This is a genomic window from Aldersonia kunmingensis (assembly GCF_001646865.1).
Taxonomy (GTDB): domain Bacteria; phylum Actinomycetota; class Actinomycetes; order Mycobacteriales; family Mycobacteriaceae; genus Aldersonia; species Aldersonia kunmingensis.
In genome coordinates, this window is sequence record NZ_LRRB01000270.1 from 1 (window position 1) to 24341 (window position 24341).

At 67.0% G+C, this 24341-nt stretch carries 26 protein-coding genes; 13 read left to right on the forward strand and 13 right to left on the reverse strand.

Translation table 11 applies throughout. The annotated features are described in order from the left end of the window. The 8 genes from mbhE to A8G08_RS21340 form a co-directional block, all read left to right on the forward strand. The coding region (gene mbhE / locus A8G08_RS21305; protein WP_068278606.1) for a hydrogen gas-evolving membrane-bound hydrogenase subunit E at nucleotides 1-1944 on the forward strand (1944 nt) is incomplete at its 5' end. Next, the gene (locus A8G08_RS21310; protein WP_068278608.1) at nucleotides 1941-2504 is read left to right on the forward strand and encodes a Na(+)/H(+) antiporter subunit C; all 564 of its coding nucleotides are present in this window, start codon (nucleotides 1941-1943) and stop codon (nucleotides 2502-2504) included. The genes mbhE and A8G08_RS21310, both read left to right, overlap by 4 nt. After that, nucleotides 2501-4120, forward strand: coding sequence for a Na+/H+ antiporter subunit D (locus A8G08_RS21315; RefSeq protein WP_068278609.1), 1620 nt, complete (start codon nucleotides 2501-2503; stop codon nucleotides 4118-4120). The genes A8G08_RS21310 and A8G08_RS21315 overlap by 4 nt, the downstream gene beginning before the upstream one ends. Next, a complete protein-coding gene (locus tag A8G08_RS21320) occupies nucleotides 4117-4677 on the forward strand; it encodes a Na+/H+ antiporter subunit E (protein ID WP_068278610.1) in 561 nt (186 codons plus the stop codon). The genes A8G08_RS21315 and A8G08_RS21320 overlap by 4 nt, the downstream gene beginning before the upstream one ends. Before the next feature lie 75 nt (nucleotides 4678-4752). Continuing rightward, nucleotides 4753-5034 (forward strand): monovalent cation/H+ antiporter complex subunit F, encoded by a 282-nt coding sequence (locus A8G08_RS21325; protein ID WP_068278611.1) that lies wholly within the window; start codon nucleotides 4753-4755, stop codon nucleotides 5032-5034. Beyond that, nucleotides 5031-5369, forward strand: a complete 339-nt coding sequence (mnhG, locus tag A8G08_RS21330) for a monovalent cation/H(+) antiporter subunit G (RefSeq protein ID WP_084436681.1) — start codon at nucleotides 5031-5033, stop codon at nucleotides 5367-5369. The genes A8G08_RS21325 and mnhG overlap by 4 nt, the downstream gene beginning before the upstream one ends. Nucleotides 5370-5418: 49 nt before the next feature. Continuing rightward, a complete protein-coding gene (locus A8G08_RS21335) occupies nucleotides 5419-5949 on the forward strand; it encodes a hypothetical protein (protein ID WP_068278612.1) in 531 nt (176 codons plus the stop codon). Nucleotides 5950-6080: 131 nt separating this feature from the next. After that, the gene (locus tag A8G08_RS21340) at nucleotides 6081-7526 is read left to right on the forward strand and encodes a PepSY-associated TM helix domain-containing protein (RefSeq protein ID WP_068278614.1); all 1446 of its coding nucleotides are present in this window, start codon (nucleotides 6081-6083) and stop codon (nucleotides 7524-7526) included. 38 nt (nucleotides 7527-7564) lie between these two features. Here the strand turns inward: A8G08_RS21340 and A8G08_RS21345 are convergent, their stop codons facing one another. The 5 genes from A8G08_RS21345 to napA form a co-directional block, all read right to left on the reverse strand. Continuing rightward, on the reverse strand, nucleotides 7565-8857 hold the full coding sequence (locus tag A8G08_RS21345) for a phosphatase PAP2 family protein (RefSeq protein ID WP_068278616.1): 1293 nt from the start codon (nucleotides 8855-8857) through the stop codon (nucleotides 7565-7567). 137 nt (nucleotides 8858-8994) lie between these two features. Then, nucleotides 8995-10143, reverse strand: coding sequence for a glutamate--cysteine ligase (locus tag A8G08_RS21350; RefSeq protein WP_068278617.1), 1149 nt, complete (start codon nucleotides 10141-10143; stop codon nucleotides 8995-8997). A gap of 32 nt (nucleotides 10144-10175) precedes the next feature. Beyond that, entirely contained in the window at nucleotides 10176-10874 is a 699-nt protein-coding gene (sodC, locus tag A8G08_RS21355; protein WP_068278619.1) for a superoxide dismutase[Cu-Zn], read from the reverse strand. A gap of 91 nt (nucleotides 10875-10965) precedes the next feature. Continuing rightward, nucleotides 10966-11595, reverse strand: a complete 630-nt coding sequence (locus A8G08_RS21360; RefSeq protein WP_425394589.1) for a LytR C-terminal domain-containing protein — start codon at nucleotides 11593-11595, stop codon at nucleotides 10966-10968. A 100-nt stretch (nucleotides 11596-11695) separates the two neighbouring features. Further along, nucleotides 11696-12028, reverse strand: a complete 333-nt coding sequence (gene napA / locus A8G08_RS21365; protein WP_068278623.1) for a nucleoid-associated protein NapA — start codon at nucleotides 12026-12028, stop codon at nucleotides 11696-11698. Nucleotides 12029-12181: 153 nt separating this feature from the next. On the opposite strand from napA, the gene A8G08_RS21370 reads away from it, so the two are divergent. From A8G08_RS21370 to A8G08_RS21380, 3 genes are all read left to right on the forward strand, one after another. Then, nucleotides 12182-12778: a peptide deformylase gene (locus A8G08_RS21370; protein WP_068278625.1), complete on the forward strand. Its 597-nt coding sequence runs from the start codon at nucleotides 12182-12184 to the stop codon at nucleotides 12776-12778. Between the two features lie 17 nt (nucleotides 12779-12795). Further along, nucleotides 12796-13020 (forward strand): putative acetyltransferase, encoded by a 225-nt coding sequence (locus tag A8G08_RS21375; protein ID WP_068278627.1) that lies wholly within the window; start codon nucleotides 12796-12798, stop codon nucleotides 13018-13020. A 162-nt stretch (nucleotides 13021-13182) separates the two neighbouring features. Further along, a complete protein-coding gene (locus A8G08_RS21380) occupies nucleotides 13183-13995 on the forward strand; it encodes an exodeoxyribonuclease III (protein WP_068278755.1) in 813 nt (270 codons plus the stop codon). Between the two features lie 3 nt (nucleotides 13996-13998). Here the strand turns inward: A8G08_RS21380 and A8G08_RS21385 are convergent, their stop codons facing one another. Both A8G08_RS21385 and A8G08_RS21390 read right to left on the reverse strand, forming a co-directional pair. Beyond that, complete coding sequence (locus tag A8G08_RS21385) at nucleotides 13999-14460, reverse strand: MarR family winged helix-turn-helix transcriptional regulator (protein WP_245672937.1); 462 nt, start codon at nucleotides 14458-14460, stop codon at nucleotides 13999-14001. Continuing rightward, nucleotides 14457-16106, reverse strand: a complete 1650-nt coding sequence (locus tag A8G08_RS21390; protein WP_245672940.1) for an MFS transporter — start codon at nucleotides 16104-16106, stop codon at nucleotides 14457-14459. Before A8G08_RS21390 ends, A8G08_RS21385 begins: the two co-directional genes overlap by 4 nt. 370 nt (nucleotides 16107-16476) lie before the next feature. On the opposite strand from A8G08_RS21390, the gene A8G08_RS21395 reads away from it, so the two are divergent. Beyond that, nucleotides 16477-17352, forward strand: a complete 876-nt coding sequence (locus tag A8G08_RS21395; protein WP_084436685.1) for an endonuclease domain-containing protein — start codon at nucleotides 16477-16479, stop codon at nucleotides 17350-17352. Between the two features lie 92 nt (nucleotides 17353-17444). Next, entirely contained in the window at nucleotides 17445-18293 is an 849-nt protein-coding gene (gene thiD, locus A8G08_RS21400; protein WP_068278632.1) for a bifunctional hydroxymethylpyrimidine kinase/phosphomethylpyrimidine kinase, read from the forward strand. On the opposite strand, the gene A8G08_RS21405 is transcribed toward thiD, so the two are convergent. The 6 genes from A8G08_RS21405 to A8G08_RS21430 all read right to left on the reverse strand — a co-directional run bounded on the left by A8G08_RS21405 (nucleotide 18230) and on the right by A8G08_RS21430 (nucleotide 24327). Beyond that, complete coding sequence (locus A8G08_RS21405) at nucleotides 18230-19537, reverse strand: RNA polymerase sigma factor (protein ID WP_245672938.1); 1308 nt, start codon at nucleotides 19535-19537, stop codon at nucleotides 18230-18232. The genes thiD and A8G08_RS21405 overlap by 64 nt on opposite strands. Before the next feature lie 11 nt (nucleotides 19538-19548). Then, a complete protein-coding gene (locus A8G08_RS21410) occupies nucleotides 19549-19995 on the reverse strand; it encodes a YciI family protein (RefSeq protein ID WP_068278634.1) in 447 nt (148 codons plus the stop codon). A 218-nt stretch (nucleotides 19996-20213) separates the two neighbouring features. Beyond that, on the reverse strand, nucleotides 20214-21107 hold the full coding sequence (locus tag A8G08_RS21415; RefSeq protein WP_068278761.1) for an LLM class flavin-dependent oxidoreductase: 894 nt from the start codon (nucleotides 21105-21107) through the stop codon (nucleotides 20214-20216). 60 nt (nucleotides 21108-21167) lie between these two features. Further along, complete coding sequence (locus tag A8G08_RS21420; protein WP_068278636.1) at nucleotides 21168-22616, reverse strand: M28 family peptidase; 1449 nt, start codon at nucleotides 22614-22616, stop codon at nucleotides 21168-21170. A 5-nt stretch (nucleotides 22617-22621) separates the two neighbouring features. Next, entirely contained in the window at nucleotides 22622-23392 is a 771-nt protein-coding gene (locus A8G08_RS21425) for an ABC transporter permease (RefSeq protein ID WP_068278762.1), read from the reverse strand. Further along, nucleotides 23392-24327, reverse strand: a complete 936-nt coding sequence (locus A8G08_RS21430) for an ABC transporter ATP-binding protein (protein ID WP_068278638.1) — start codon at nucleotides 24325-24327, stop codon at nucleotides 23392-23394. Before A8G08_RS21430 ends, A8G08_RS21425 begins: the two co-directional genes overlap by 1 nt. Nucleotides 24328-24341: the final 14 nt, after the last annotated feature.

Below are 24341 nucleotides of genomic sequence, written 5' to 3' on the forward strand. Positions count from 1 at the left end.
ACACCCAATGCCGCCCTCGCCGGCACTGCGCTGATGCTCGCGCACGGCCTGTTCAAGGCGACGCTTTTCATGGTCGTCGGCATCATCGACCACGCGACCGGCACCCGCGACCTGCGCAAGCTCGCGCATCTGGGTGGTCGGCTACCGCTGCTTGCGGCGATAGCCGGATTGGCCGCGGCGAGCATGGCCGGGATACCGCCACTGCTCGGTTTCGTCGCGAAGGAGGCAGCGCTCGACGCGATCGCCACCACCGACGTGATCGGCCGTGGCTGGGCGATTGCCTTGCTCGTCGGTGTCGTGGTCGGTTCGATGCTGACCGTCGCCTACAGCGTGCGGCTGATCTGGGACGGGTTCGGCGGCAAGGGCCGTCCGGAGCCGAGCCCGGCCGTGGAAGGGCTGCACGCCCCCGGCCCGCTGCTGCTGTCCGTCCCGGCGGCACTGGCGCTCGGCGGACTCGTCGGTGGTCTCGCCGCACCCGCGGTCGACCGACTTCTCGCGCCCTACGCCGAGACCCTGCCCGGCCAGCTCGATTACCACCTCGCGCTGTGGCACGGATTCGGCCTGCCGCTCGCACTGACCGTCATCGTCATCGCCGGCGGTGTGCTCGGGTACCTGCGCCTCGACCGGATTACGCACTGGCACCGCCGCGCCTGGCTCGGCAACGCCGACCGCGCCTACGACCGCGCGCTCGACGGCCTCGATGCGATGTCGGGTGTGTTGACCCGGTTCACCCAGCGCGGTTCGCTTCCGCTGACGCAGGCGATCATCCTCATCACATTCGCGCTGCTCCCGTCAGTGGTGCTGCTGTTCGGCGCGCGCATCGATGTCGGCTTCCGGCTCTGGGATTCACCGATCCAACTCGTGGTGGGCGCGATCATCCTCGTCACCGCCGTCGGCACCGCGGTGATGCGCAACCGGCTGGCGAGCGTGCTGCTCGTGGGGGTCACCGGGTACGGGTGCGGCGTGCTGTTCGCCGTACACGGCGCGCCCGACCTGGCACTCACCCAGTTCCTGGTGGAAACCCTGACCCTGGTGATCTTCGTACTGGTACTGCGCAAGCTGCCCGCAGAGGTGGACGACCGCGGCGCCGCGAAGTACCGCCCTGTGCGTGTCGTGATTGCGATCGCTGTCGGCGCCATGGTGACTGCGATGGCCGCGTTCGCGGTCAACGCACGCAGTGCCGCGCCGATCTCGCTGCAACTACCGGACCTCGCCTACAACGTCGGGCACGGCAAGAACGTGGTCAACGTGCTGCTCGTCGACATCCGCGCGTGGGACACACTCGGCGAGATATCCGTGCTGCTGGTGGCCGCCACCGGCGTGGCATCGCTGGTGTTCCGGAACCGCCGGTTCGGCCTCGCTCCCCGCGTCGCCGATGCATCGGCCGAAACCGTGTCGGGCGGCAGCGGTCACCCGGACGCCGTTACCTGGCTGCGCGGCGGCGACCTGATCCCCACCCGGCACCGACTGCTCATCCTCGAGGTGACGACGCGACTCGTCTTCCCCACGATCATGGTGCTGTCGGTGTACTTCTTCTTCAGCGGCCACAACGCACCCGGCGGCGGATTCGCCGGCGGTCTCACCGCCGGTCTCGCGCTGGTGCTGCGCTACCTCGCCGGCGGGCGGTACGAACTCGGCGAGGCGCTGCCCCTGGACGCCGGGCACATCCTCGGTGTCGGCCTGATTTTCTCCGCGGGCACCGCGGTGGTGTCGATGCTGCTCGGCGCGCCGGCGCTGTCGTCCGCAACGCTCGAGGCGACGCTGCCCTTGATCGGTGACGTCACGCTGGTCACCGCACTGTTCTTCGATTTCGGCGTGTATCTAATCGTCGTCGGCCTGGTTCTCGACGTCCTGCGCAGTCTCGGCGCCCGCCTGGACAGCCCCGAGGAGACGGGCGCCAGCACGGCCCGAACCGAAACGGCGCTGGAGGTGGAGCAGCGATGAGCGCGAATCTCGTTTTGCTCGTGGTCATCGGGGTGCTCGTGTCATGCGGTGTCTACCTGATCCTCGAGCGCAGCGTGACGAAGATGCTGCTCGGGCTGGTGCTGTTCGGCAACGCGGTCAACCTGCTCATCCTCACCGTGGGCGGCGCCGACGGAGCGCCCGCGATCGTCGGACGCGAGTCCGAGGTATCGGAGCGGATGTCGGACCCACTCGCCCAGGCAATGATCCTCACCGCGATCGTCATCACGATGGGTGTGGCGGCGTTCGTGCTCGCACTCGGCTACCGCTCCTTCACGATGACCACGCAGGACACCGTCGAAGACGACCCCGAGGACCTCAAGGTCGCGTCGCGGCGATCGCGTGCCGACGCTCCCGACCGGGACCGCTCCGACGACCCCGAGACGGGTGCGGCTACGCCGCTCGGCGACGCGTTCGATGCCCACGGCAACCCGATCCCGCTGGACCAGCTGCCCAGCCTGGAGGACATCGAGGGCTACGAGGAGTTGCACGGCGGAGTCGACCGCCGGGAGACCGCGCAACGCGGAGACCGGATCCCATGACCCTGCCGCAGAGCCTGATCACCACACTGATGCCGCTGCCGGTGCTCGTCCCGCTGCTCGCCGCGGCGATCACCCTCGTGCTCGCCCGACGCCCGCGGGTGCAGCGCGTCGTGACTATCAGCGCGCTCACCATCGTGCTCGCGGTCTCCGGACTGCTGCTGTACCTCGCCGACCGGGACGGCACCACCGCGCTGCAGGTGGGTGGCTGGGATGCGCCGATCGGCATCACGCTGGTCGTCGACCGACTCGCGGCACTGATGCTGGTCGTGTCGTCGATCGTGCTGCTTGCCGTCATCGTCTACGCCGTCGGCCAGGGTGTGCGCGACGGCACCGAGCACCAGCCGGTGTCGATCTTCCTGCCCACCTACCTGGTGCTGACCGCGGGCGTGTGCAACGCGTTCCTCGCCGGCGACCTGTTCAACCTGTTCGTGGGCTTCGAGGTGCTGCTGGCCGCGTCGTTCGTGCTACTGACCCTCGGCGCCAGCATCGATCGGGTGCGGGCGGGCGTGTCGTACGTGATGGTCTCGATGGTGTCGTCGCTCGTGTTCCTGTGCGGCATCGCGTTTGCCTACGCGGCGACCGGCACGCTGAACTTGGCGCAGATGGCGGTGCGCATGGACGGGGTTCCGGTCGGCATCCGGACCGCGATCTTCGCGGTGCTGCTCGTCGCATTCGGCATCAAGGCAGCCATCTTCCCGCTGTCGAACTGGCTGCCCGACTCCTACCCGACCGCGCCCGCGCCGGTCACCGCGGTCTTCGCAGGCTTGCTCACCAAGGTCGGTGTGTACGCGATCATGCGCACGCACACCCTGCTCTTTCCGGGCGGCGAGCTCGACAACGTGCTGATGATCGCCGGTCTGCTGACGATGATCGTCGGCATCCTCGGCGCGATCGCGCAGAACGACATCAAGCGTCTGCTGTCCTTCACCCTCGTCAGCCATATCGGCTACATGGTGTTCGGCATCGCACTGTCCACCACCGCCGGCTTGTCCGGCGCGGTGTACTACGTCGCGCACCACATCCTCGTGCAGACCACGCTGTTCCTGGTGGTCGGCCTGATCGAGCGGCAAGCCGGATCCTCGTCGTTGCGGCGCCTCGGCGGTCTCGCAGCCAGTCCCGTGCTTGCCGTGGTGTTCCTGCTTCCGGCGCTGAACCTGGGTGGTATACCGCCGTTCTCGGGATTCATCGGGAAGATCGCGCTGCTCGAGGCGGGCACCCAGCAGGCGAGTGTGCTCGCGTGGGTTCTTGTTGCCGGCGGCACCCTGACCAGCCTGCTCACGCTCTATGCCGTGGCCCGGGTGTGGACGAAGGCGTTCTGGCGGCCGCGCGCAGACGCACCCGAGGGCGATCGCGCCGACGCCGCGCCGTCGGCCCTGATCGACGAGTCCTTCGACATTGCGTACGCCAAGCGGGCCGATGTCGGGCGGATGCCGGTGTTCATGCTCGTGCCGACGGGCGCGCTGATCGCGGTCGGCCTGGCGATGATGGTGTTCGCCGGGCAGATCATCGAGATAAGTGACCGGGCCGCGGTCGATCTGCAGGACCGTTCGATCTATATCGACGCGGTGCTCGGCCCGGGCTACGTCGAACAGGTCGAGGCAGGTGGAGCGCCATGACCCGCACACGGCTCGTCCAATTCGGCGTCCTGGCCTGGCTGACACTCGTCTACTGCTGGCTGTGGGGCCACGTCAGTGTCGGCAATATTCTCGCCGGGCTCGCCGTCGGCGTCGTGATCATGGTGATGCTTCCGCTGCCGCGGGTCCCGGTCTCCGGCCGGTTGCATCCGGTGTCGTTCGTGAAGCTGGTCGGCCTGGTGATCTACCTGTCGCTGGAGTCGAGCCTGCAGGTTGCCTGGCTCGCGATTCGACCATCGCCCCCACCGGTCACCGGCGTGCTGCGGGTTCGGCTGAACATCCAGTCCGACCTGGTGCTTGTGCTGACCTGCGACGTACTCAACCTGATCCCCGGCACGATGGTGCTCGAACTCGACCGTGATCGGCGCGTCGCCTATGTGCACGTGCTCGACGTGGGCAGCGAGAAGGCAGTCGACTACTTCTACAAGACGACCCGGCGCATCGAGGCGGCCTTCGTCGCCACGTTCGAGCGGCCGAGCGAATGGCAGGGGCCTGATCCAGCCGAGATTTCAGGGCGGGACGAGGAGGCCGGATCATGACGACCTTCGCCGGAGGTCGCGCAATGACAACCTCGTCCGGAGGCGAGCAATGACAACCTCGTCCGGAGGCGAGCAATGACAACAGTCGCGATCATCGCGGGCGCGATGCTGCTGGTCGCCGCCGTGCTGACCACCTACCGCGTCATGGCCGGCCCGAGCACGCTGGACCGGCTGATCGGCATCGACACCCTCATCGCCGTTTCCATCTGCGGTCTCGCGGTGTGGGCGACGTGGAGCCGCGACACCGCCGTGGTGCCGGCGATCGTGGCGCTGTCACTCGTCGGCTTCCTAGGTTCCGCCAGTGTCGCCCGGTTCCGGGTACCCGACAACAAGCAGAACGGGGAGGCCGGAAAGTGATTGTGCTCGACGTGATCTCCGGGACGCTGATCATTCTCGGCGCGCTGCTGGCGATGACGGCGGCGGTCGGAATCGTCCGGTTCGGCGACACCCTCTCGCGCATGCACCCCGCGACGAAACCACAGGTGGTCGGCATGGTTTTGGTGCTGACCGGTGCGGTAATCAACCTGCGCGGCAATGTGGACATCTGGATGCTGGTCCTGGTCGGGCTGTTCACCTTGGTCACCGCGCCGGTGGTTGCCCATATGGTCGGCCGGGTCGCCTATCGCGAGCAGCGCGACCAGGACGGACTGCTGGCAATCAACGAACTCGACGACGAGGTCGAACGCTTCTGACGCTGCCTGCGCGCGAATACCTTCCTGACCACCCAGTATTCTTCTCTCCATGCAATCGCGCGGTGAAGCGGTCGCGCGACTGCGCGGTTGCGCTGTCGGCGCCCTATCCGGTGCTATTGCCATCGCTGCGCACGGCGCCGCGGGCGGTGGCATGCCGCCCGGCCAAGCCGCGATCGTCGCCTTGCTCCTTGCGTGCACCGCGACCGGCGCAGCCGTAGCGAGCGCTCGGATCACCGAGCTGGTGCTGCCGATCCTGATCGTCGTGGTCGCCGCAGGCCAACTCGTCGGCCACGCCACACTTGCCCTCACCAGCGTGCATTCGCACGGTCTGCAACTATCGCCCGCGATGCTCGGCGCCCACGCCGCCGCAACGGTCGTCGCGGCGATCCTGATCCGCGGCGGTGAACGTGCCTGTGCGGCAGCGTTTGCCGCAATCGCCCGGATCGCTGTCGCGATCCTGACTCCGCTGCGCGTTCACACCCCACTGTGGGTGCGTACGCCCGGTACTCGGCGCGCCCGTGCCCTGGAACTTTTGGTCGGTGCCGCCGACGGCACCCGCGGTCCACCCGTCCTCGCCTGATTCGCACACCACCCCGCATTCGTGGGGTGGCTTCTCGCGCTGCGCTTTCCGAGCCGCCGCGCGTCCATTCGAGCCGACCCTTGCGCGTCGTGTGACCGCCGGCGGCTCGCCGAATCGAAACGAGACATTCGTTGACGACAACCGAAGTCGCGCGCGATGACGCCGACTCCAGACCTTCCGGCCAGCCCGCCCGGTCGCTGCGCCCGCTGATCCTGCGGTTGCACTTCTACGCCGGAATCCTGATCGCCCCATTCCTCATCGTGGCCACCATCAGCGGTGGCCTCTACGCCCTGGCTCCGACCCTCGAGAAGGTTGTCTACCGCGAATACCTGCATGTCGACTCGACCGGACCGGCGATGCCGATGGCCGAGCAGGTCCGCGCGGCCCAGCAGGTCCAGCCGGGGCTGGCACTGAATGCCGTGCGGCCCGCACCGCAGCCCGGTGACACGACCCGCGTGCTTTTCACCGACCCGAGCCTGGGTGAGTCGGAGCGGCGGGCCGTGTTCATCGACCCGGTGACCGCGCAGCCGCTCGGCGATCTCGTCGTCTACGGAAGCAGCAGCGCACTGCCAATACGCACCTGGATTTCGCAGCTGCACCGGCACCTGCACCTCGGCGAACCGGGCCGCATCTACAGCGAGCTCGCGGCGTCGTGGCTATGGGTGGTCGCACTCGGCGGCTGCTACCTGTGGTTCGCGCGCTACCGGACGTCCCGCGCACGCAAAGGGTCGACGGTTCGACTGTGGACACTGGACCGGACCAGCAAGGCCCGCGTTCGCACGCTGAACTGGCATGGCGTTGTCGGCCTCTGGCTAGCGGTGGGCCTGGTGTTCCTGTCCGCCACCGGGCTGACCTGGTCGCGCTACGCCGGCGAGAACATCACCGACCTGCGCAGCGCGCTGAACTGGAAGACTCCGGCCGTCGAGACGGCACTCGGCGGAGCAGAGACCGCGCCGACCTCCGGCGGCGGGCACGATGGTCATGGTGCGGCGCAGCACCGGGTTGCGGACCCCGCCGAGCTAGCGAACCGGATCGACGAGCTCGATTCGGTGTTGGCTGTAGCCGCACGCAACGGCGTCAGCAATGCCGTCGAGTCGACAATTCCAGCCGATACGGCAACCGCTTTCAAGGTCACCGAGACGCGACAGCCCTGGCAGTTCGCCACTGACTCGATCGCCATCGATGGCGCGTCGGGCACCGTGGCCGATGTGGTTCGGTTCGCCGACTGGCCGTTCGCGGCAAAGCTGACCACCTGGGGTATCGCGCTGCACATGGGCCTCTTGTTCGGCCTTGCCAATCAAATCGCCCTCGCGTTGCTCGCGGTTGGGTTGCTCACCGTGATCGTCCGGGGCTATGTCATGTGGTGGCAGCGACGTCCGGTCCGCGGACCGGGCCGGGTGGGACGCGCACCGGCACGCGGCGGTCTCCGCCGAATCGGCCCGGTGCCATTGACCGCCGTGATCGTGGGAACGGTCTTCGTCGGCTGGTATGTTCCGCTGCTCGGCATCAGCGTCGCAGCGTTCCTGGCACTCGACCTTGTGGTCGGCCGCTGGCAGGCGCGTTCCGCCGCACGGTAATTCGCGAGGCCGGACCGTGGTGAATCAGCCGGACTGGTTCACACGGCCCGGTCGACGAGTTCGCCCTGGGAGAGTTCCGGCGTGGACGAGGCATCGTCATCGCCCCGGCTCCACCAGGCCGGCGGGAAGAAGGTCACCCAGTACCCGGCGACCATCGCCGCAAGCACCCCGACGAGCAGGATGCCCGACGGCGCGGGGTGCTCCGCGAGAGTCTCGGCAAGCAATCGGTAGGACAACATGAGTCCGGCGAAGGCCAGGGCCCCACCGCCGACCAGGCGAATCCGGAACCAGCCCCAGCCGCGTTCCGGATCGCGCAGCGCGGACTCGACGGTCAGGCACAGCATCGCGCCGACGATGAGGTCGACGCCGTAGTGGTATCCGAAACCCAGTGTCGCGGTGAGGGTGCAGAGCAGCCAGACCGTGCCGCCCCACCGCAACCAGACCGGTCCGCGCCGGGAGTGCAGGAAAAGCGCAAGTGCCCAGGCGGTGTGCATCGAGGGCATGCAGTTGCGCGGGGTGAAGTCGTCGAACGGCATCGGCTGCGGTTGATCGATCGGCGGGTTCACATCCGGCCAGTAGTCGCCCATCGAGTAGGCGCCGCCCTCGGAGCCGAACGCGAAGATCGGTCCCACGACCGGGAACAGCATGTAGATCACCGGACCGATCAGGCCCAGTACGAGGAATGTGCGCACCAGGTAGTGCGTCGGCCAGATACCCGTCGAGGCGACGTTGCGCAGCTGCCAGATCGCGACCGCGATCGCCGCGACCGGCAACTCGATGTAGACCCAGTGCAGAACGTTGTATCCGACCGGACCGGCCGCCTCCACCGCGCGGCCGAGCACCCACGACGGCGAGCCGAGTGCGCGGTCCGCGACGAGCGCGTACTGGTCCCACACATTGGGCAGCGCGTTCGCAGTGAAGTGCAGCCAGGTGTCGCCGATCTTCGTGGCGAGGATCAACAGCGCGCCGAGGCCGGCGGCGTGTAATGCGTTGCGCCGGTCGGCGCCGCTCCACCGCAGCCAGGCGATCAGCACCAGACCGGTGAGCACGATGGTCGGACCGTTGCCGACGGTGAGCACGCCACCCCGGAATGCGCGAACCGCGGCGAAGACGATGTCGATGCCGACTGCCGCGGCGAGTGCGATCACTCGTCTGCGGGCGCTGATCCCGACCAGGGCGAGGGCCAGTCCGGCCCACGGCACCGACGCCGATTTCGGAGTCGCGACGAAGTCTCCGGCCAGGCTCGTGAGCGGTCCTTGGAATCCGGCCGCCATCGCCACGATCTGCACCACGACGAGGAGAATCGCCACGCCGACAACCACGGCGGCCATCGCAAAAGGCAACGACGGCCGATTACCCGGCGTCCTTACCTTTTCGAGCAGCATGTGCCGATAGTAAACGGCAGCTGAACGGCCTCCGACGACCGCTCGACCGTAAGGTGACGAATCGACCTTCCTCGACGGGCAGGTTACGAATCGAGTTCGTTGACCAGCGAGTCCACCACCGCGACGAGGTCGCCACCGTTGGCCTTGGCCACCGCGCGCTGCCGCTGATACGACGCGCCATGGCGCGGGATTTCCGCCACCAAAGCGAGTTCGTCGGAGCAACCCAGGCGCTTCGCGGTCGGTTCGAGCTTGTTCAGCAGATCATCGAGATCCTCGGTCACAAGCCGCTCGTTGCTGTCAGCGTCCACAATCACGATCGCGTCGAGCCCGTACCGAGCCGCACGCCACTTGTTTTCCTGCACGTGCCACGGCGGGATGCTCGGTAGGTCCTCGCCTGCCTCGAGGCGGCGGTCGAGATCGACGACCAGGCAATGGGTAAACGCGGTCAAGGCCGCAAGTTCCGATCGAGTGGAGACGCCATCGCAAACGCGGATCTCGATGGTGCCCCACTTCGGCGCGGGCCGGATGTCCCAGTGCATCCCACCGAGTTGCTCAATGACGCCGGTCTTCATCTGGTCGCGCACGAACGCCTCGAACTCCGACCAATTCGCGAACTGGAACGGCAGCCCGGCCGTCGGCAATTGCTGGAACATCAGCGCGCGGTTGCTCGCATACCCGGTGTCCACCCCGGCCCATACCGGCGACGACGCGGACAGCGCAAGGAGGTGCGGGTACTGCAGCAGCAGCGAATTCAGGATCGGGAAGACCTTCTCGTGGTGTGAAAGCCCGACGTGCACGTGCACGCCCCAGATCAGCATCTGCCGACCCCACCACTGCGTGCGTTCGATCAGCTCGTCGTAATGCGGCGACTGGGTCAGCTGCTGGCTCGACCACTCGGCAAAGGGATGCGTGCCAGCACAGAACAAATCGACGCCGTGTTCCGATGCGGCCCTGCGCACGACGTCCATCGTCCCGTGCAGGTCGTCCATGGCCTCGCCCACGGAATCGTGCACGCCGGTGACCAATTCGACGGTGTTGCGGAGCAACTCCTTGGTCACCGGCTGGATGCCGTCGCGCGGCGGAAGATCACCGACCGCATCGAAAACCGCTGCCGCCGTGTTGGAGAGATCGCGGGTCTGCTTGTCGACGAGCGCGATCTCCCACTCCACACCGATGGTGTGGCGCGGCGACGCGTTGAAGTCGAGTCGTGGAACCGCCGATGTCTCGGTCATGCGACTCCCGTCGCTCGGCTTGGCGCGGTGAACTATTCGATGACGCCGCAGGCCACGCGTGCCCCGGCATCGCCCGTGTTCAGCGTGGTCTGATCCGGAACCGCCGCGTTGTCAGGGAGGGCGTAGCGGGTCGGGATGTTGGCGAAGTTGTCGGCCTTCTCGTGCACCATCACCGCGTGGCCGCCGTCGGCCTTCAGCTCTTCGATGGTGAAGGCGTCGGTGGTGGTGCTCAGCGAACCGAAGCCGTCCTCACGCACGGAGAGCGAGGTCAGGTCACCGGTGGCCGGGTGGCCGGTGTGGCCCTCCACCTGCCAGTGCCCACCCGCGGACGCGAAGTTGGCGGGCGCACCACCGGACGGCGCGACCGAATTCGGCTCGCACTTGGCGAATTCGTGAATGTGCAGGCCATGGAAGCCCCCCTCGAGGCCGCTCGCCTCAACCTCGATCGTGACGTAGCGGCCCGAGCTGGTGAACTTCACGGTTCCCGCGGCCCCGCCGGACGGGTCCTTCAGCGTCGCGACCAGGCTCTCGCCTTCCGCAGCGGTGCCCTCCTCCTCGCCGGCACCGGCCGGGGCGGGCGAACCGGTCCACACCGGCGGCGTCGTGCCTTCCACGTCGCTCGGCTCCTGGCCGTTGGAGCACGCTACGAGTCCGAGTGCCGCGACCGCGACGAGGGGCGCCGCAAGGCGAACGGTGTTGCGACGAACACTGGGCCGGGCCGGGGAAACCATCAACCGCTCCTTCGAAGGGTGGCAAGCAAGTCGGACTGATCATAGACGCGGGCAAATCCGGGATTCCCGGACGCCTGCGGGCAAGGGAGAATCACTCTCCGGCCAGGATCACCGTCACGCCGTCGCTGGTCGCGGGAATCTCTGGAATGGCTGGTGCGACAGCCGCGCCGAGCTGCTTCGCGATCATCGCCGCCGCCTCTTTCGCGCCCGGCTCGTCGCTGTAATACACCGTGGATTCGGTGAGGTTGCGGTCGGCGAAGTTGCCGGTCTCGGTGACCGTCCAACCATCCCCACGCAGTTCCGACGCGGTTTCGTTGGCCAATCCGGCGACCGCACTGTTGTTGAGCACGCGCACCGGCACCGCCGCGACCACGTCGGCGCTCACCGCGCCGGGCGTTGTGGTGACACCCGCACGGGCTGTCGTCGTCGCAGCAGCGGCCGCCGTCGTCGAGGCCCGCGCGACCGCGCTCGTTGTGGGTGCGGCAGAGGTCGTTCGCGTCGTCGTCGCAGACGGTGTGGTTGTCGGCGCCGCGGATGTCGTGCTGGTCGACGGTCTCGCGACAACCGCGGGAACCTTCGGCACGGTGGTAGTCGGCCGCGCCGCGACCGTCTGCGTGGTTGTGGCCGCAGCCGCCAGCGAAGCGTCGTCGGAGTCGGAATCAGATGACCAAGACAACGCGCCCAGACCTGCGAAAAGTATCGCGAGCGCGATCAACACCATCGCGAGCGCGCGAAGCGGGGGCCCTGAGGGCGCCGGATTCGGATTGCTCACAGTCGAGACCCTAGTCGACGCAATGGATACGGCAACGTTGCCGAACCGGCTATGTGACGTCGAATCCGAGTCGACGTGCCGCCCTTGCCTTCTGGCGGCTGGCGCGCAATCGGCGCAGCCGCTTGATCAGCATCGGGTCGGCTTCGAGGGCTTCCTGCCGGTCCACCAGCGTGTTCAGCACCTGGTAGTAGCGAGTCGCCGACATATCGAAGAGCTCCTTGATGGCCTCTTCTTTCGCGCCGGCGTACTTCCACCATTGCCGCTCGAACGCGAGGATGTCGCGCTCGCGACGGCTCAGACCCCCCACTTCACGGTCATCGGCCTCCGCCGACAGCCCGTCCGGTCCAAGTTCATTCCGACTATGCGCAGCTGCGCCGTCCATCTCGCTCCCTCAGCCGACTGCACGGAGAAACTACACGGATGTGTTTCGTCGCCATTCAATCACGTAACGACCGGTCGGGCGGCGAAGTATGGGCGAGTCGCGAGGGCCCGTACGGGCAAATGCGTCCGAGGACGCCACAGTATTCTCTCGACCATGGCTGTCCTCCCCATCCGCATCGTCGGCGATCCTGTTCTGCACAACCCGACCGAACAGGTCACCGCGTCACCGGAGGAGATCGCGCAGCTCATCTCCGACATGTACGAGACGCTCGAGGCGGCCAACGGTGTCGGCCTCGCCGCCAACCAGGTCGGCGTGCCACTGCGGCTGTTCATCTACGACTGCCCGGATATCGGCCCCGACGGCAAGCAGTACTTCCGCAAGGGCGAGGTCATCAACCCCGTGCTGGAGACCTCGGAGATCCCCGAGACGATGCCCGACCCCGACGACAACGACGAGGGCTGCCTGTCCGTCCCCGGCGAGCAGTACCCGACTGGGCGTGCCGATTGGGCCCGCGTGACCGGCACCGATGCGAAGGGTGAACCGGTCGAGATCGAGGGCACTGGCTTCTTCGCCCGGATGCTGCAGCACGAGGTCGGTCACCTGGACGGTTTTCTGTATGTCGACGTGCTGATCGGCCGCAACGCCCGGGCGGCGAAGAAAGCGATCAAACGCGCTGGTTGGGGTGTGCCGGGCCTTTCCTGGGTACCGGGCGAAGGCCCCGACCCGTTCGGCCATGACGACGAGGACTGATCCCCTCCGGCTCGGCCATGACGATGAATGACATCCCGCTGGGCACCCGGGTAGTCATCCGCTACCGGCGTCCCGACGGTTCGACACCGCCGCTGACCGACGTCATCGGCGAACTGCTCGGCCACGATCCGCTGATCGTCCTCAAGGCCGACGGCGAATCGGTTGAAGTCCCCCGCGACCGAGTGCTCCGCATGAAAGTGCTCGGCCCGCGACCGGAACGGCGGCCGTCCACTTCCGACTGAGTCGCCGCCGGCCGCGACCCCGCCGCCACCAGTGACCACCCGGGCCCACCGCCCGCCACGTGACGGTCATACCGATCACCTGAAGCGCGAGCGGGCGTGCATGAATTGCCCGCGCTCCGGATACGCTCTCTGCGGTTCATCGCAGAGGAGATCGGAGCATTCGTGCGCGTCGCCACCTGGAACGTCAACTCCATTCGCACCCGCATCGACCGGGTGGTGAGCTGGCTGGACCACAACGACATCGACGTGCTCGCGATGCAGGAGACGAAGTGTCGCGACGAGCAGTTTCCGGCTGAGCGATTCGCGGACGCCGGTTACGACGTCACGCATGTCGGGATCAACCAGTGGAACGGCGTGGCGATCGCGTCCCGAGTCGGAATCGACGACGTCGAGGTCGCTTTTCCCGGCCAGCCCGGATTCGACAAGAACGCAGCAGACTCCCTGATTCCCGCCCCGGTGGTGGAATCCCGCGCGATTGCTGCGACCTGTGACGGCGTCCGGATCTGGAGCCTGTACGTGCCGAATGGCCGTTCGCTGACCGATCCGCATTACGACTACAAGCTCGAATGGTTGCGGGTCCTGCGCAAGGAGGCCGAGCAGTGGCTCGCGGCCAATCCCGATGCGCAGATCGCCCTCGCCGGCGACTGGAACATCGCACCGACCGATGAAGACGTGTGGTCCCCGGAACTCTTCGTGGGCAAGACGCACACCTCGATCGCCGAGCGCGAGGCGTTCGAGTCGTTCATCGAATCCGGCTTCACCGATGTGGTGCGGCCACACACCCCCGGACCCGGGACCTACACGTACTGGGACTACACCCAGCTGCGCTTCCCGCGCCGAGAGGGCATGCGCATCGACTTCGTGCTCGGCTCACCGGCATTCACGGAGCGCGTCGCGTCGGCCGGGATCGATCGCGAGGAGCGCAAGGGCACCGGCGCGAGCGACCACGCGCCGGTGTGGGTCGAGCTGAGCTGAGCGCTATTCGTCGAGTTCCTTCTCGAACGCGGCGAGCGAGGTGACAAGCGCGTCCCGCTGCGCGGCATCGAGCCGATCGAGTGCGGCGGCGACCTTGCGAATGCGCGCGGAGCGAAGCCCGGTCGCAAGCGATCGGCCCTGTTCGGACGGGGCGAGCAGCTGCGCCCGGCCGTCGGCGGGGTCTGGAGTGCGATCGACATAACCATCGCGGTCGAGTCCGGCGACGATGCGCGACATTGTCGGCGCGGTAACGCGTTCCGCGGCCGCGAGATCACCCAGCCGCATCGGTCCGGACCACACCAGCGTCGCGAGCGCCGAGGCTGAGCCGGGGCTCAACGTGGCCGGATCGCCGAACCGGCGCAGCGTGCGAACAAGCCGGCCGATTGTCAGCGATACGTCGACGGCTTGTTTCAAGTCCTGCTCGGGCTCGGCCGGGTTCTGCACTGCCATGGATTGCGCGGTCACGACCGAGACTCCACCAGATCGGACTCCTCCACTTCAACCACCTCTTCGTGTACGTACCGCCCACCGGCGAACCACGACGCGGCCGCGCCGATGAGCGTCATCACGATCGCGCCGAGGAACACCACGACAAGTCCGTTGTGGAATGGCCCAGTGATCAGGTTCGGGAAGAACTCCTGGCCGGTGAGTGTCGCCGAGTCGACGCCCTGCTGGTCGAGTTCGCCCGTCCTGCCGAGCAGTTCCTCGATGGGGTTGTAGCCGAGGAATGCCGCGAACAGGCTGCCGACCGGCGGCAGGTCCGCGACATGCCCCGCGACCTCGCCGGAGACTCCGTGGGTGGTCAACCCCTTCTCGAGTGCGCCGGGCAGGCTGTTCGCGAGTCCGATGACCATCAGGGAGAAGAAGATTCCGATCGACAGCGCATTGCCACCGTTGAACAACGTGCCGCGCATGCCCGACGCGATACCGCGTTCGTTGGCGGGCACGCTCGACATGATCGCCGCGCTGTTCGGCGAGGAGAACAGACCCGATCCGATGCCGTTGACAAACGTGATCAGTGCGAAGATCCAGTAGTCGAAGTTGACCGGGATGATCATAAGCGCGGCGAAGGTGGCAGCGACGACGAGCAGCCCGCCGGTGGCGAACGGTCGCGCGCCGTACCGATCGGACAGGTAGCCGGAGATCGGACCCGCTACGAGGAAACCGATCGTCATCGGCAGCAGGTAGATGCCCGCCCAGAGCGGGGTCTGTTCGAAGTCGTAGCCGTGCAATGGAAGCCAGATGCCCTGCAGCCAGATAATGAGCATGAACTGCAGGCCGCCGCGCCCGATCGAGGCCATCAATCCGGCGACGTTGCTGAGCGTGAAGGCCCTGATCTTGAACAGCGCAAGGTTGAACATCGGCTCTGCGACGCGCGATTCCACCACCCAGAACAACGCGAGTAGTGCGAGGCCGCCGAACACAGAACCGAGCACCCAGGGGCTGGTCCACCCGGTGGGCGAATCGCCATAGGGCTGAATGCCGTAGGTGATACCGGTGAGCAGCACGGTGAGCCCGAGCCCGAAGGTAATCGTGCCGGCCCAGTCCAGCTTGCCGCTGGAACGTTGGCCGAGCTCCTGCAACGACCGGTAGGACCACACCGTGCCGATCACGGCGAACGGCACGCTCACCCAGAACACCGCGCGCCAGTCCCACTCCGACAGCACGCCGCCGATGATCAAGCCCAGGAACGAGCCTGCGATCGCGGCCACCTGGTTGATGCCGAGGGCCACGCCGCGCTGATTCGCCGGGAAGGCGTCGGTGAGGATCGCGGCCGAGTTCGCCAGGATCATCGCACCGCCCACGCCCTGGATGACCCGCCAGGCGATCAGCCAGATTGCGCCGGATCCGCCGTGCAACGGATCGAACGACACCGCCACCGCCGCAACGGCGAACACCATGAAACCCATGTTGTAGATCCGCACCCGGCCGTACATATCGCCGAGCCGGCCGAACATGACGACGAGCACCGCGGACGAGAGCATGAAACCCATGAGCAGCCACAGCAGGTAACTCACGTTGGCCGGTTCGAGCGGATTGAGATCGATGCCGCGGAAGATCGCCGGCATCGAGATGATCACGATCGACGAGTTGATCGCGACCATGAGCATGCCGAGGGTGGTGTTGGACAGCGCGATCCACTTGTAGCCCGGGTGGTCCTTTTCGAACCTGAACCGCCGGCGATTGGTCGCGACGTCGCCGTCGTCCACGCTCCCGGGCGTGTTCTGCGTGGAAGTCAAGGAGGCTCCTATTGAGGAATGCGATCGTGCGACCAGACGCTCGCGCACCAAAATAATTAGTTGATTGCTACTAACTAATCACCAATTCGTGTATCTGCGCAAGCCGGGGACGCTGGGCAACCACCCACTCGGTTCGCGAACGGGATTCCGTCGATACACGACGCCAGCGGTCAGCGGGCACCCCTTGGCCGATTGGGGATAGCGAGAAAGTTGTCCACATTCGGCGCACATCGGTCGATCGATGCCCACAGAGTCGACACGCTCCGACTGTGTACGACTTCGGGGTACGAACGAGAGCACAGCTACGAATGGAAGGTCTCACGGATACGACCTCGACAAGCGCTGCCGCCGCGGGCGCTACCACCGACTACTTCCGTCGGTCTACAGCATCCGCGAACCCAACGCGCTCACTCGATGTGCCGCGATCCTCGCGTGGGAACCGGCGGCGGTATTCAGTCACCGCACCGCGGCCTGGTTGTGGCACATGCTGCCCGAGGCGCGACTATTCGAAGAAACCGTGCCCCCGAACCTGCACAAGTCGACGCCGGGGTGGCTTCGCCTGTACCGACGAGACCTGCCGCCCGAAGAGGTGGTCAAATCGTGGGACATGCCCACCGTCGGACCGGAGCAAGCACTGATCGACTGCCTTGCTGTATTGCCGAAGGCGGAGGCCGACCGCCTGATCGATGCGGAACTGTCTCGCACCGTGAACATCGAGGCCCTGCGCTTGCTGCACAAGAAGCACCCCGGACGTGTTGGGAACGGCGAGGTTCTCCGCCAGATCCGGACCGCTGCGCCGGCTGCCGCGTCCGAACCCGAGCACCTCCTCGCCCGCGAATTTGCCCGCCGAGACTTCACGATGGCACCCAACGCGCCGGTCGGCCCCTTCTACGCGGACTTCCTCGACGCTCGCGCCCGGTTGGTCGTCGAAGTCGACGGACTCGCGTTCCACAACGATCCCGCGGTATTTCGGAGGGATCGCCGCCGACAGAACTGGATGGTGCTGCAGGGCTTCCTCGTCCTGCGCTATGCCGCGGCAGACGTATTCGAGAGCGTTTCGGGTGTTGCGGACGAGGTGATTGCGGTGGCGCGGCGACGGCGCAAGTCGCTCGGCTGACGCTGTCCAACCACTAGGACGCCTACCAGGCGGGATACCGGCAGAATCGGCCGCAACCGGTTACAGAGCGTCCCCCAAGTAGGGTCTGCGGAATGGATCTGCTGCCGCTCGCTCCGTCCGGAACAACCCCTGTCCGGGCGCTGACGATCGCAGGAACCGACTCGGGTGGCGGCGCCGGCATCCAGGCCGACAGCCGCACGATGGCCATGTGCGGCGTACACGCATGCGTCGCCGTTGCCGCCGTGACCGTGCAGAACTCGCTCGGTGTCAGCGGGTTCCACGAGATCCCGCCGCAGATCGTGGCCGACCAGGTCCGCTCCGTGGTGAGCGATATCGGCGTGGGTGCCGCCAAGACCGGCATGCTCGCCTCCTCCGCGATCATCAATGCCGTCGCCGAGGTCTGCGACGAGGTTGGCATCGGCAAAGGCCACGCGATTCCGCTCGTGGTCGACCCCGTGTGCGCGTCGATGCACGGCGATCCGCTGCTGCACCCCGAGGCGCTCGACGCCGTGCGCAACACGCTGATCCCGCGTGCGACCGTGGTGACCCCCAATCTCGACGAAGTACGGCTCATCACCGGAATCGACGTGGTCGACGACGCCACCGCACGCCGCGCCGCCGAGACCCTCCACCAACTCGGCGCGCAGTGGGCTGTCGTAAAGGGCGGGCACCTGCGCAGTTCGACCGAGAGCACCGACCTGCTCTTCGACGGCAACGAGTTCCACGAGTTCACCGCACCGCGCATCGACACCGGCAACGATCACGGCGGTGGCGACACACTCGCCGCTGCCATCGCTTCCGCACTCGCACACGGGTATTCGGTCCCGGATGCGTTCGGGTTCGCGAAGGAATGGGTGACGCGCTGCCTCGCCGCCGCCTACGACCTCGGTGGTGGGCATGGGCCGGTGTCGCCACTGTGGCGACTGGAAGAGCCGAACTGACCCGTCATCTCCGCTGCCGCCGCCGCCCGCTCGAGCAACAGACTCCGCTCGTGCTTCGTCGGCGCTACCTCCGCCGCGGCCTCCAAAACTCTTGCGGCATCCCCAAACCGGCCCAGCTTCGTGAGCACGTCACCACGCACCGCGCCGAACAGGTGGAACCCGGCCATCCGCGGGTCCTCCCCCACCTCGTCGAGAGCGATCAGCGCGACTTCCGGACCGTCGGCGTGCAGGAGGGCGACTGCACGATTGAGCGCCACGACGGGCGACGGGGCCAGCTGACCGAGCGCGTCGTAGAGCGAAACGATTGCCTCCCAATCAGTTTCATCGAAGCTTTTGGCCCGCGAATGGCAGCCGGCGATTGCGGCCTGCACGGTGTACGGGCCGAGTGGGCGGCGCAGGGTGATCGCGCGGTCGAGCGCGGCGAGGCCGTGCCGGATCAGTGTGCGATCCCAGCGCGAGCGGTCCTGATCGGGTAACAGGATCGGTGCACCGTTCGCGTCCACGCGCGTGGCGAACCGGGAAGCATTGAGTTCCATCAGTGCGAGCAACCCATGCACCTCCGGCTGATTCGGCAGCAGACCGGCGAGGACGCGTCCGAGTCGCATCGCCTCCTCGGCAAGGTCGCGGCGCACCCACGCATCGCCCGAGGTGGCCGAGTAGCCCTCGTTGAACACGAGGTAGATCACCTCGAGCACCGCGGAAACCCGCTCGGGTAGTTCGTCGGGCTGTGGCACCTCGAACGGCACATGGGCCTCGGCAAGCGTGCGCTTGGCCCGAGAGATCCGCTGCCCGAGCGTCGTCGACGACACCAGGAAGGCCCGCGCGATCTCCTCGGTGCGCAGACCGGCCACCACTCGCAGGGTCAGTGCGACCCGTGCCTCGCGAGGCAGCACGGGGTGACATGCGGTGAAGATCAGTGCGAGCACGTCGTCCCGCAGCGCCGCTGCCGCCGGTTCCGGGTCCGGGTTTTGGGCGAGATCGCGCGCGATCTCCGCGTACCTCTCGTCCCGGGCATGCTCGCGGCGAATGCGGTCGATTGCCTTGAATTTGGCGGTCTTGGTCAGCCAGGCCCCCGGGTTCGCAGGAACGCCGCGCTCGGGCCACTGCTCGAGCGCGGCGAGGAACGCATCCTGCGCAACCTCTTCCGCCAGGCCGAGGTCACGAACCATCCGGGTGAGCGACGCGATGATCTGCGCCGACTCCATCCGCCAGATCGCCTCGATGGTGCGGGTGACGTCCGGCATGTCGTTGCCCGCTAGCTCGTCGGATGCTGTTCGCGAATTCGCTCGTTGAGCTGCTCTTCACGCTCGCGCAACTCGGGGGTGTACACATCGGGGTCGACGTCGTTCATGTCATAGATCGGCCGGATCTCGAGCAGCTGCCGACCGGTCGCATCTGCCGGAGGCGAAGGGCACCGCTTGGCCCACTCGATTGCCTCCTCGAGCGAGCTGACCTCCCAGAGCCAGTACCCCGCGATGATCTCCTTCGATTCGACGAACGGGCCGTCCACCACCGATGTGGTGCCGCCCTGCCACACGATCCGCGCACCGTCCGAGGTGGGCCGCAGACCCTCGCCGTCGAGCATGATGCCGGCGCTGACCAGCTGCTCGTTGTACGTGGTCATCTCGGCCATCATCGCCTCGGTCGGGGCGATCTTGTCCTCGTCGACGCCGTCTCCCTGAATCATCACCATTACGCGCATGACTGCCTCCTGATCGGTTCGCCGTGCGGCGGTCTTGCCGCCCGGTCACCAAACCTTCGAATGAGGTTGCCCGTTTTCGACCGACGCCGAAAAGAAACTTGCACCACCTGCGATCGGCCCCCATTTCCGCGGGTGAACGGATCGTTCACTGCGCTCAGCGGGGTGAACGGATCGTTCACTGCGTTGAACGCAACGGAACTTCCGTTCACACCTTGCGATCAGCCCCGCTCGCGAGCCACCGCTTCCCGCACGGCAGGGACCACCTCGGCCGCAAACTTACGGATCTGATCTAGATCGTCGCCCTCGGTCCCAAAGATGAAGGTGTCCATGCCGCCATCGACGACGAGTTCGGTCAGCTCGTCGATCCACTGCCCCACGGGACCGTTGAGGAACCCCTTGGAACCGGTGGTGGGGATCGAACCGAACACGTTGTACACGCGGCGGATCTCACTCGGCTCGCGCCCGGCAGCGGCGGCGCCGTCATCGATGCGCGCATGCCCGGCGGCCAGCTTCTCGGGCGGGAAGTAGCTCGCCGACGGCACCCAGCCATCCGCGTGGCGCCCGGTTTCGCTGAGCATGCGCGGGCCGAGCACGCCCCACCAGATCGGAACGCCGTGTTCCGGCGGTGGACCGGGGTGGATACCGGCGAGTTGGTAGACCTGGCCGTCGTATGTGACGGATCGCTCGGTCGACCAGATCGCACGAGCCACATCGGTGGCCTCGATGAGCGCGGTTGCCGCGTCGCCGGGCGATCGCCGCGGCCCGCCGAATCCCTCGATCGCATCCCAGAATCCGCCTGCCCCGAGGCCGAGGATGAACCGTCCACCGGACAGGATGTCGAGCGTCGCAGCGGTTTTCGCCATCACCGCGGGCGGGCGCAGCGGAAGGCACGCGACATCGGGGAACACACTGATCCGCTCGGTGCGCGCGAGCAGCGTGGTCATCAATGCGAACGCGTCGAGAAATCGGCGCTGATACGGGTGGTCCTGCACACCGATCAGGTCGAGTCCGGCGCCGTCTGCCACCTCGGCGACCTGCACAACGTGCCGCGCGGATTCGGCTGCGGGATTGGCGAACACCCCGAACCGTGGTTCATGTCCGTAATCGCCCACGATCGCCTCCGATCGGCTCGGCATTACCCCTCGAACCACCCTAACGAGCGCGTGCCGGTCTCAGGCCTGATCGCCGCGCAACCGCTCCCGATCCGCCCGCGCGGGCACCCCGTTCGGTCCGTCGATAGCGGCCGCATAGTGCGCGACCGCCTCTGCCACCGCCGCGGCCTCGATGGTGAGCACGTCCCGGTTCACGTTCGCGGCGGTATCCCCCGGCCCGTGATAGTTCGGGTCGTAGGGCTGCCCGGCGGTGCCGCCCCACAACTGCACCTCGGGCTCGGTCTTGTTTTCCTCCGCGCCGGTATCGGTGCCACCCACCGGGATTCCGTGGTTAAGGAACCCGCTGTAGTCCGAGCGCCCGTCGAGATCCGTCGCGCGCGGGTCGAACCCCCGGGACTGCAGGTACTCCGTCAACGTGCGCTCGATGGCCGCCGACCCCTCGGGTCCCGCGGGCTCACCGGCATGCTCGGAGTCATCACCGTCGTAGACGAAATGCCCGGCGTTGGGCGAGCCGAGCATGTCGAAGTTGAGGTACAGCGCGATATCGAGTCGCTGCTCGGGTTTCAGCGCATCCAGGTACTCGTACGACCCGAGCAACCCTTCCTCCTCGGCACCCCAGAATGCGAAGCGGACAGCGTTCGTCACCTGCGGCGAATCCCCGAGTTGCAGCGCCGTCTCGAGCACCGCCGCGGTACCGCTGCCGTTGTCGTTGATCCCGGGGCCTTCCCGGACGCTGTCGAGATGCGCGCCGACCAGCACCACGTTGTCGGTTGCGCCGGTTCGGGTCTGGGCGATCACGTTGCGCGTCGTGATGGCGCGGGAGCTCGCATCCACCAGCACCGTCACCGGGCCCGTTGTGCCCGCGACATCCGCGCCGGTGTTGTTGTCCACCACCAGGATCGGAATGGTGCCATCCGACGCCTCACCCAGCGTCGCGCCCGGAATCGGGCCGTCCTCGACATTGGCCACGATCACCGCAAGCGCGCCCTGGTCCGCCGCAATGCGGGCCTTGTCCGCGAATGGGCACACCCCGCGCGGGATCAGCACGATCGATCCCCGAGCGGACTTGCCGTCGTAATCCTCCGGCTCGCAACCGGGTCCGTCCTCGTCCGGCAGGGCCAGCAGTGGCGCGGTGATACCACCCGGTGGCGTGGCCGGTGAGTACTCGGCCACGTCCGAGCCGAGTTCGCGCTCATCCACCGTCAGCCGATGTGCCACGACGTCGTAGGTGTCGAAAGTGAACTCCGGCGTGTCGACGTCGAATCCGCGATCGCGCAGCGCGCCCGCGACGTAGTCGGCGCTCGCGTCATAGCCCGGCGTGCCGGCGGAACGATTGCCGCCGTGCTCGTCGGCGGCGCGCTGCAGGTGGTCCAGATGCGCGACGAGTGCGTCCGCGTCTATCGCACTTGCCAGGTCGCGCAGTGGTTGCGGCGGTCGGCTCGGTTCCTCACCGCCGCAACCGCACAACACCAGCACGAGTGCTGTCAGACCGGCGAGCGCGAACCGCATCGTCGTCAGGCGTCGCGCTTGTTCACCACGTAGGCCGCTGCCCCGAACACAACAGCGACGAATGCGACGAAGTACAGCAGTGCGCCCCACGGACCCCAGTGGAAATCGATGCCCTGATCCGAACCGAGGAACAGCTGCGCGTTGGTGAACGGCAGGAACGGCTGGACGGTCCTGCCGAACGAACCGAACAGCCCGAACAGGCTCTCGATCAACAACGGCCACAGCAGAAGCAACGCAATCGCGGCTGCGGACTGACGCAGCAGGGCACCCACGGCGATCGACAGGAACGCGCACAGGGCCGCGTAGACCGGAATGGCGTACATCTTGCGCCAATCGTCAGCGCTGGACAGCACCAACTCCGCGCTGCCGTCGCCACCCGCGATCGCCTTGGCCAGGTAGTAGGCCACAAAGGCGAGCACGAACGTCAGCACGGCACCGTAAACACCCGTCAGAAGACCCTTGGCGACAAGCACTTTCGCGCGAGAAGGCATCGCCTGGAAGGTCGTGCGGATGACGCCGAAGCGGTACTCACTGGTGACGGTGAGTGCCGCGAGGATCATCAACACCAGCACGCCGAAACCGCTCACCCCGCCTGCCGCGACATCGACGGTCAGCCCCGGAAAGCCCTCGGCATTCTCGGGATCCGCGGCCGCCTGCTTGCCGACCCAGCCCATCAGTGCACCGAAGCCGAGCCCGATCGCGATGATGATGACGGTGCACCACCACGGCGAGCGCACCGAGGTTAACTTGATTCGTTCGGCCGTCAATACGCTGATCACAGCGTTCCTCCCATGACCTCGTCGAGCCCCTGGCCGTGGTACTGAACCTCACCGCCGGTCAGTTTCATGAATGCGTCCTCGAGCGAGCCGCGTTGCGCGGCAAGCTCGAACAGCGTGATGCCGTTGTCGGCGGCGAGCTGACCCACCGCGTCGGTGGTCGAGCCGGTCACCAGTAGCGCACCGGCCGCTCCGTCGTCGCGCACCTGCACGCCGTTTGTGCTCAGCGCGCTGCGGAGCTGGTCGAGCTGGGGGCTGCGCACGCGAACCGTCGACTCGGAGGACCGGTCGATGAACTCCTGCACGGTCGACTCGGAGATGAGCTTGCCCCGGCCGATCACGACCAGGTGGGCTGCCGTCTGCGCCATCTCGGCGAGCAGGTGGCTCGACACGAGCACGGTGCGTCCCTCGGCAGCGAGACGCTGCATGAAGCGCCGGATCCAGGCGATGCCCTCGGGATCGAGTCCGTTGACCGGCTCGTCGAACATCAGCACAGGCGGGTCGCCGAGCAACGCGGCAGCGAGCCCGAGCCGCTGGCTCATGCCGAGCGAGAAGCCGCCAGCCTTCTTGCCTGCCACCTCGGTGAGCCCGACCAGATTGAGCACCTCGTCAACGCGGCTCTTCGCGATGCCGTTCGAGGCGGCCATCCACTGCAGGTGCGCCCGCGCCGAACGGTTCGGGTGTACCCACTTGGCGTCGAGCAGGGCGCCCACGCTGCGCAGCGGATGCTCGAGATCCGCGTAGCGCTTGCCAAGGATCAGCGCCTCACCCGACGTCGGGCGGTCCAGCCCGAGGATCATGCGCATCGTGGTGGACTTGCCTGCGCCATTCGGGCCGAGGAAGCCGGTCACCTGCCCGGGCGGCACGGTGAAGCTCAGATCCTCGACCGCCTTGGTGGCGCCGAAGTGTTTGGTCAGACCCCTGACTTCGATCATGGGCTCCACCGTAT

Excerpts from the sequence above, each read along its gene's own strand:
- A8G08_RS21310 (WP_068278608.1), top strand. The coding sequence starts at position 1,941 with ATGAGCGCGAATCTCGTTTTGCTCGTGGTCATCGGGGTGCTCGTGTCA.
- A8G08_RS21370 (WP_068278625.1), top strand. The coding sequence starts at position 12,182 with ATGGCTGTCCTCCCCATCCGCATCGTCGGCGATCCTGTTCTGCACAAC.
- A8G08_RS21405 (WP_245672938.1), bottom strand. The coding sequence starts at position 19,537 with ATGCCGGACGTCACCCGCACCATCGAGGCGATCTGGCGGATGGAGTCG.
- sodC (WP_068278619.1), bottom strand. The coding sequence starts at position 10,874 with ATGGTTTCCCCGGCCCGGCCCAGTGTTCGTCGCAACACCGTTCGCCTT.
- A8G08_RS21410 (WP_068278634.1), bottom strand. The coding sequence starts at position 19,995 with ATGCGCGTAATGGTGATGATTCAGGGAGACGGCGTCGACGAGGACAAG.
- A8G08_RS21420 (WP_068278636.1), bottom strand. The coding sequence starts at position 22,616 with ATGCGGTTCGCGCTCGCCGGTCTGACAGCACTCGTGCTGGTGTTGTGC.
- A8G08_RS21315 (WP_068278609.1), top strand. The coding sequence starts at position 2,501 with ATGACCCTGCCGCAGAGCCTGATCACCACACTGATGCCGCTGCCGGTG.
- A8G08_RS21335 (WP_068278612.1), top strand. The coding sequence starts at position 5,419 with ATGCAATCGCGCGGTGAAGCGGTCGCGCGACTGCGCGGTTGCGCTGTC.
- napA (WP_068278623.1), bottom strand. The coding sequence starts at position 12,028 with ATGGACGGCGCAGCTGCGCATAGTCGGAATGAACTTGGACCGGACGGG.
- A8G08_RS21395 (WP_084436685.1), top strand. The coding sequence starts at position 16,477 with ATGCCCACAGAGTCGACACGCTCCGACTGTGTACGACTTCGGGGTACG.
- A8G08_RS21375 (WP_068278627.1), top strand. The coding sequence starts at position 12,796 with ATGACGATGAATGACATCCCGCTGGGCACCCGGGTAGTCATCCGCTAC.
- thiD (WP_068278632.1), top strand. The coding sequence starts at position 17,445 with ATGGATCTGCTGCCGCTCGCTCCGTCCGGAACAACCCCTGTCCGGGCG.
- A8G08_RS21390 (WP_245672940.1), bottom strand. The coding sequence starts at position 16,106 with ATGCTCATGGTCGCGATCAACTCGTCGATCGTGATCATCTCGATGCCG.
- A8G08_RS21350 (WP_068278617.1), bottom strand. The coding sequence starts at position 10,143 with ATGACCGAGACATCGGCGGTTCCACGACTCGACTTCAACGCGTCGCCG.
- A8G08_RS21320 (WP_068278610.1), top strand. The coding sequence starts at position 4,117 with ATGACCCGCACACGGCTCGTCCAATTCGGCGTCCTGGCCTGGCTGACA.
- A8G08_RS21360 (WP_425394589.1), bottom strand. The coding sequence starts at position 11,595 with ATGGTGTTGATCGCGCTCGCGATACTTTTCGCAGGTCTGGGCGCGTTG.
- A8G08_RS21430 (WP_068278638.1), bottom strand. The coding sequence starts at position 24,327 with ATGATCGAAGTCAGGGGTCTGACCAAACACTTCGGCGCCACCAAGGCG.
- A8G08_RS21345 (WP_068278616.1), bottom strand. The coding sequence starts at position 8,857 with ATGGCCGCCGTGGTTGTCGGCGTGGCGATTCTCCTCGTCGTGGTGCAG.
- A8G08_RS21325 (WP_068278611.1), top strand. The coding sequence starts at position 4,753 with ATGACAACAGTCGCGATCATCGCGGGCGCGATGCTGCTGGTCGCCGCC.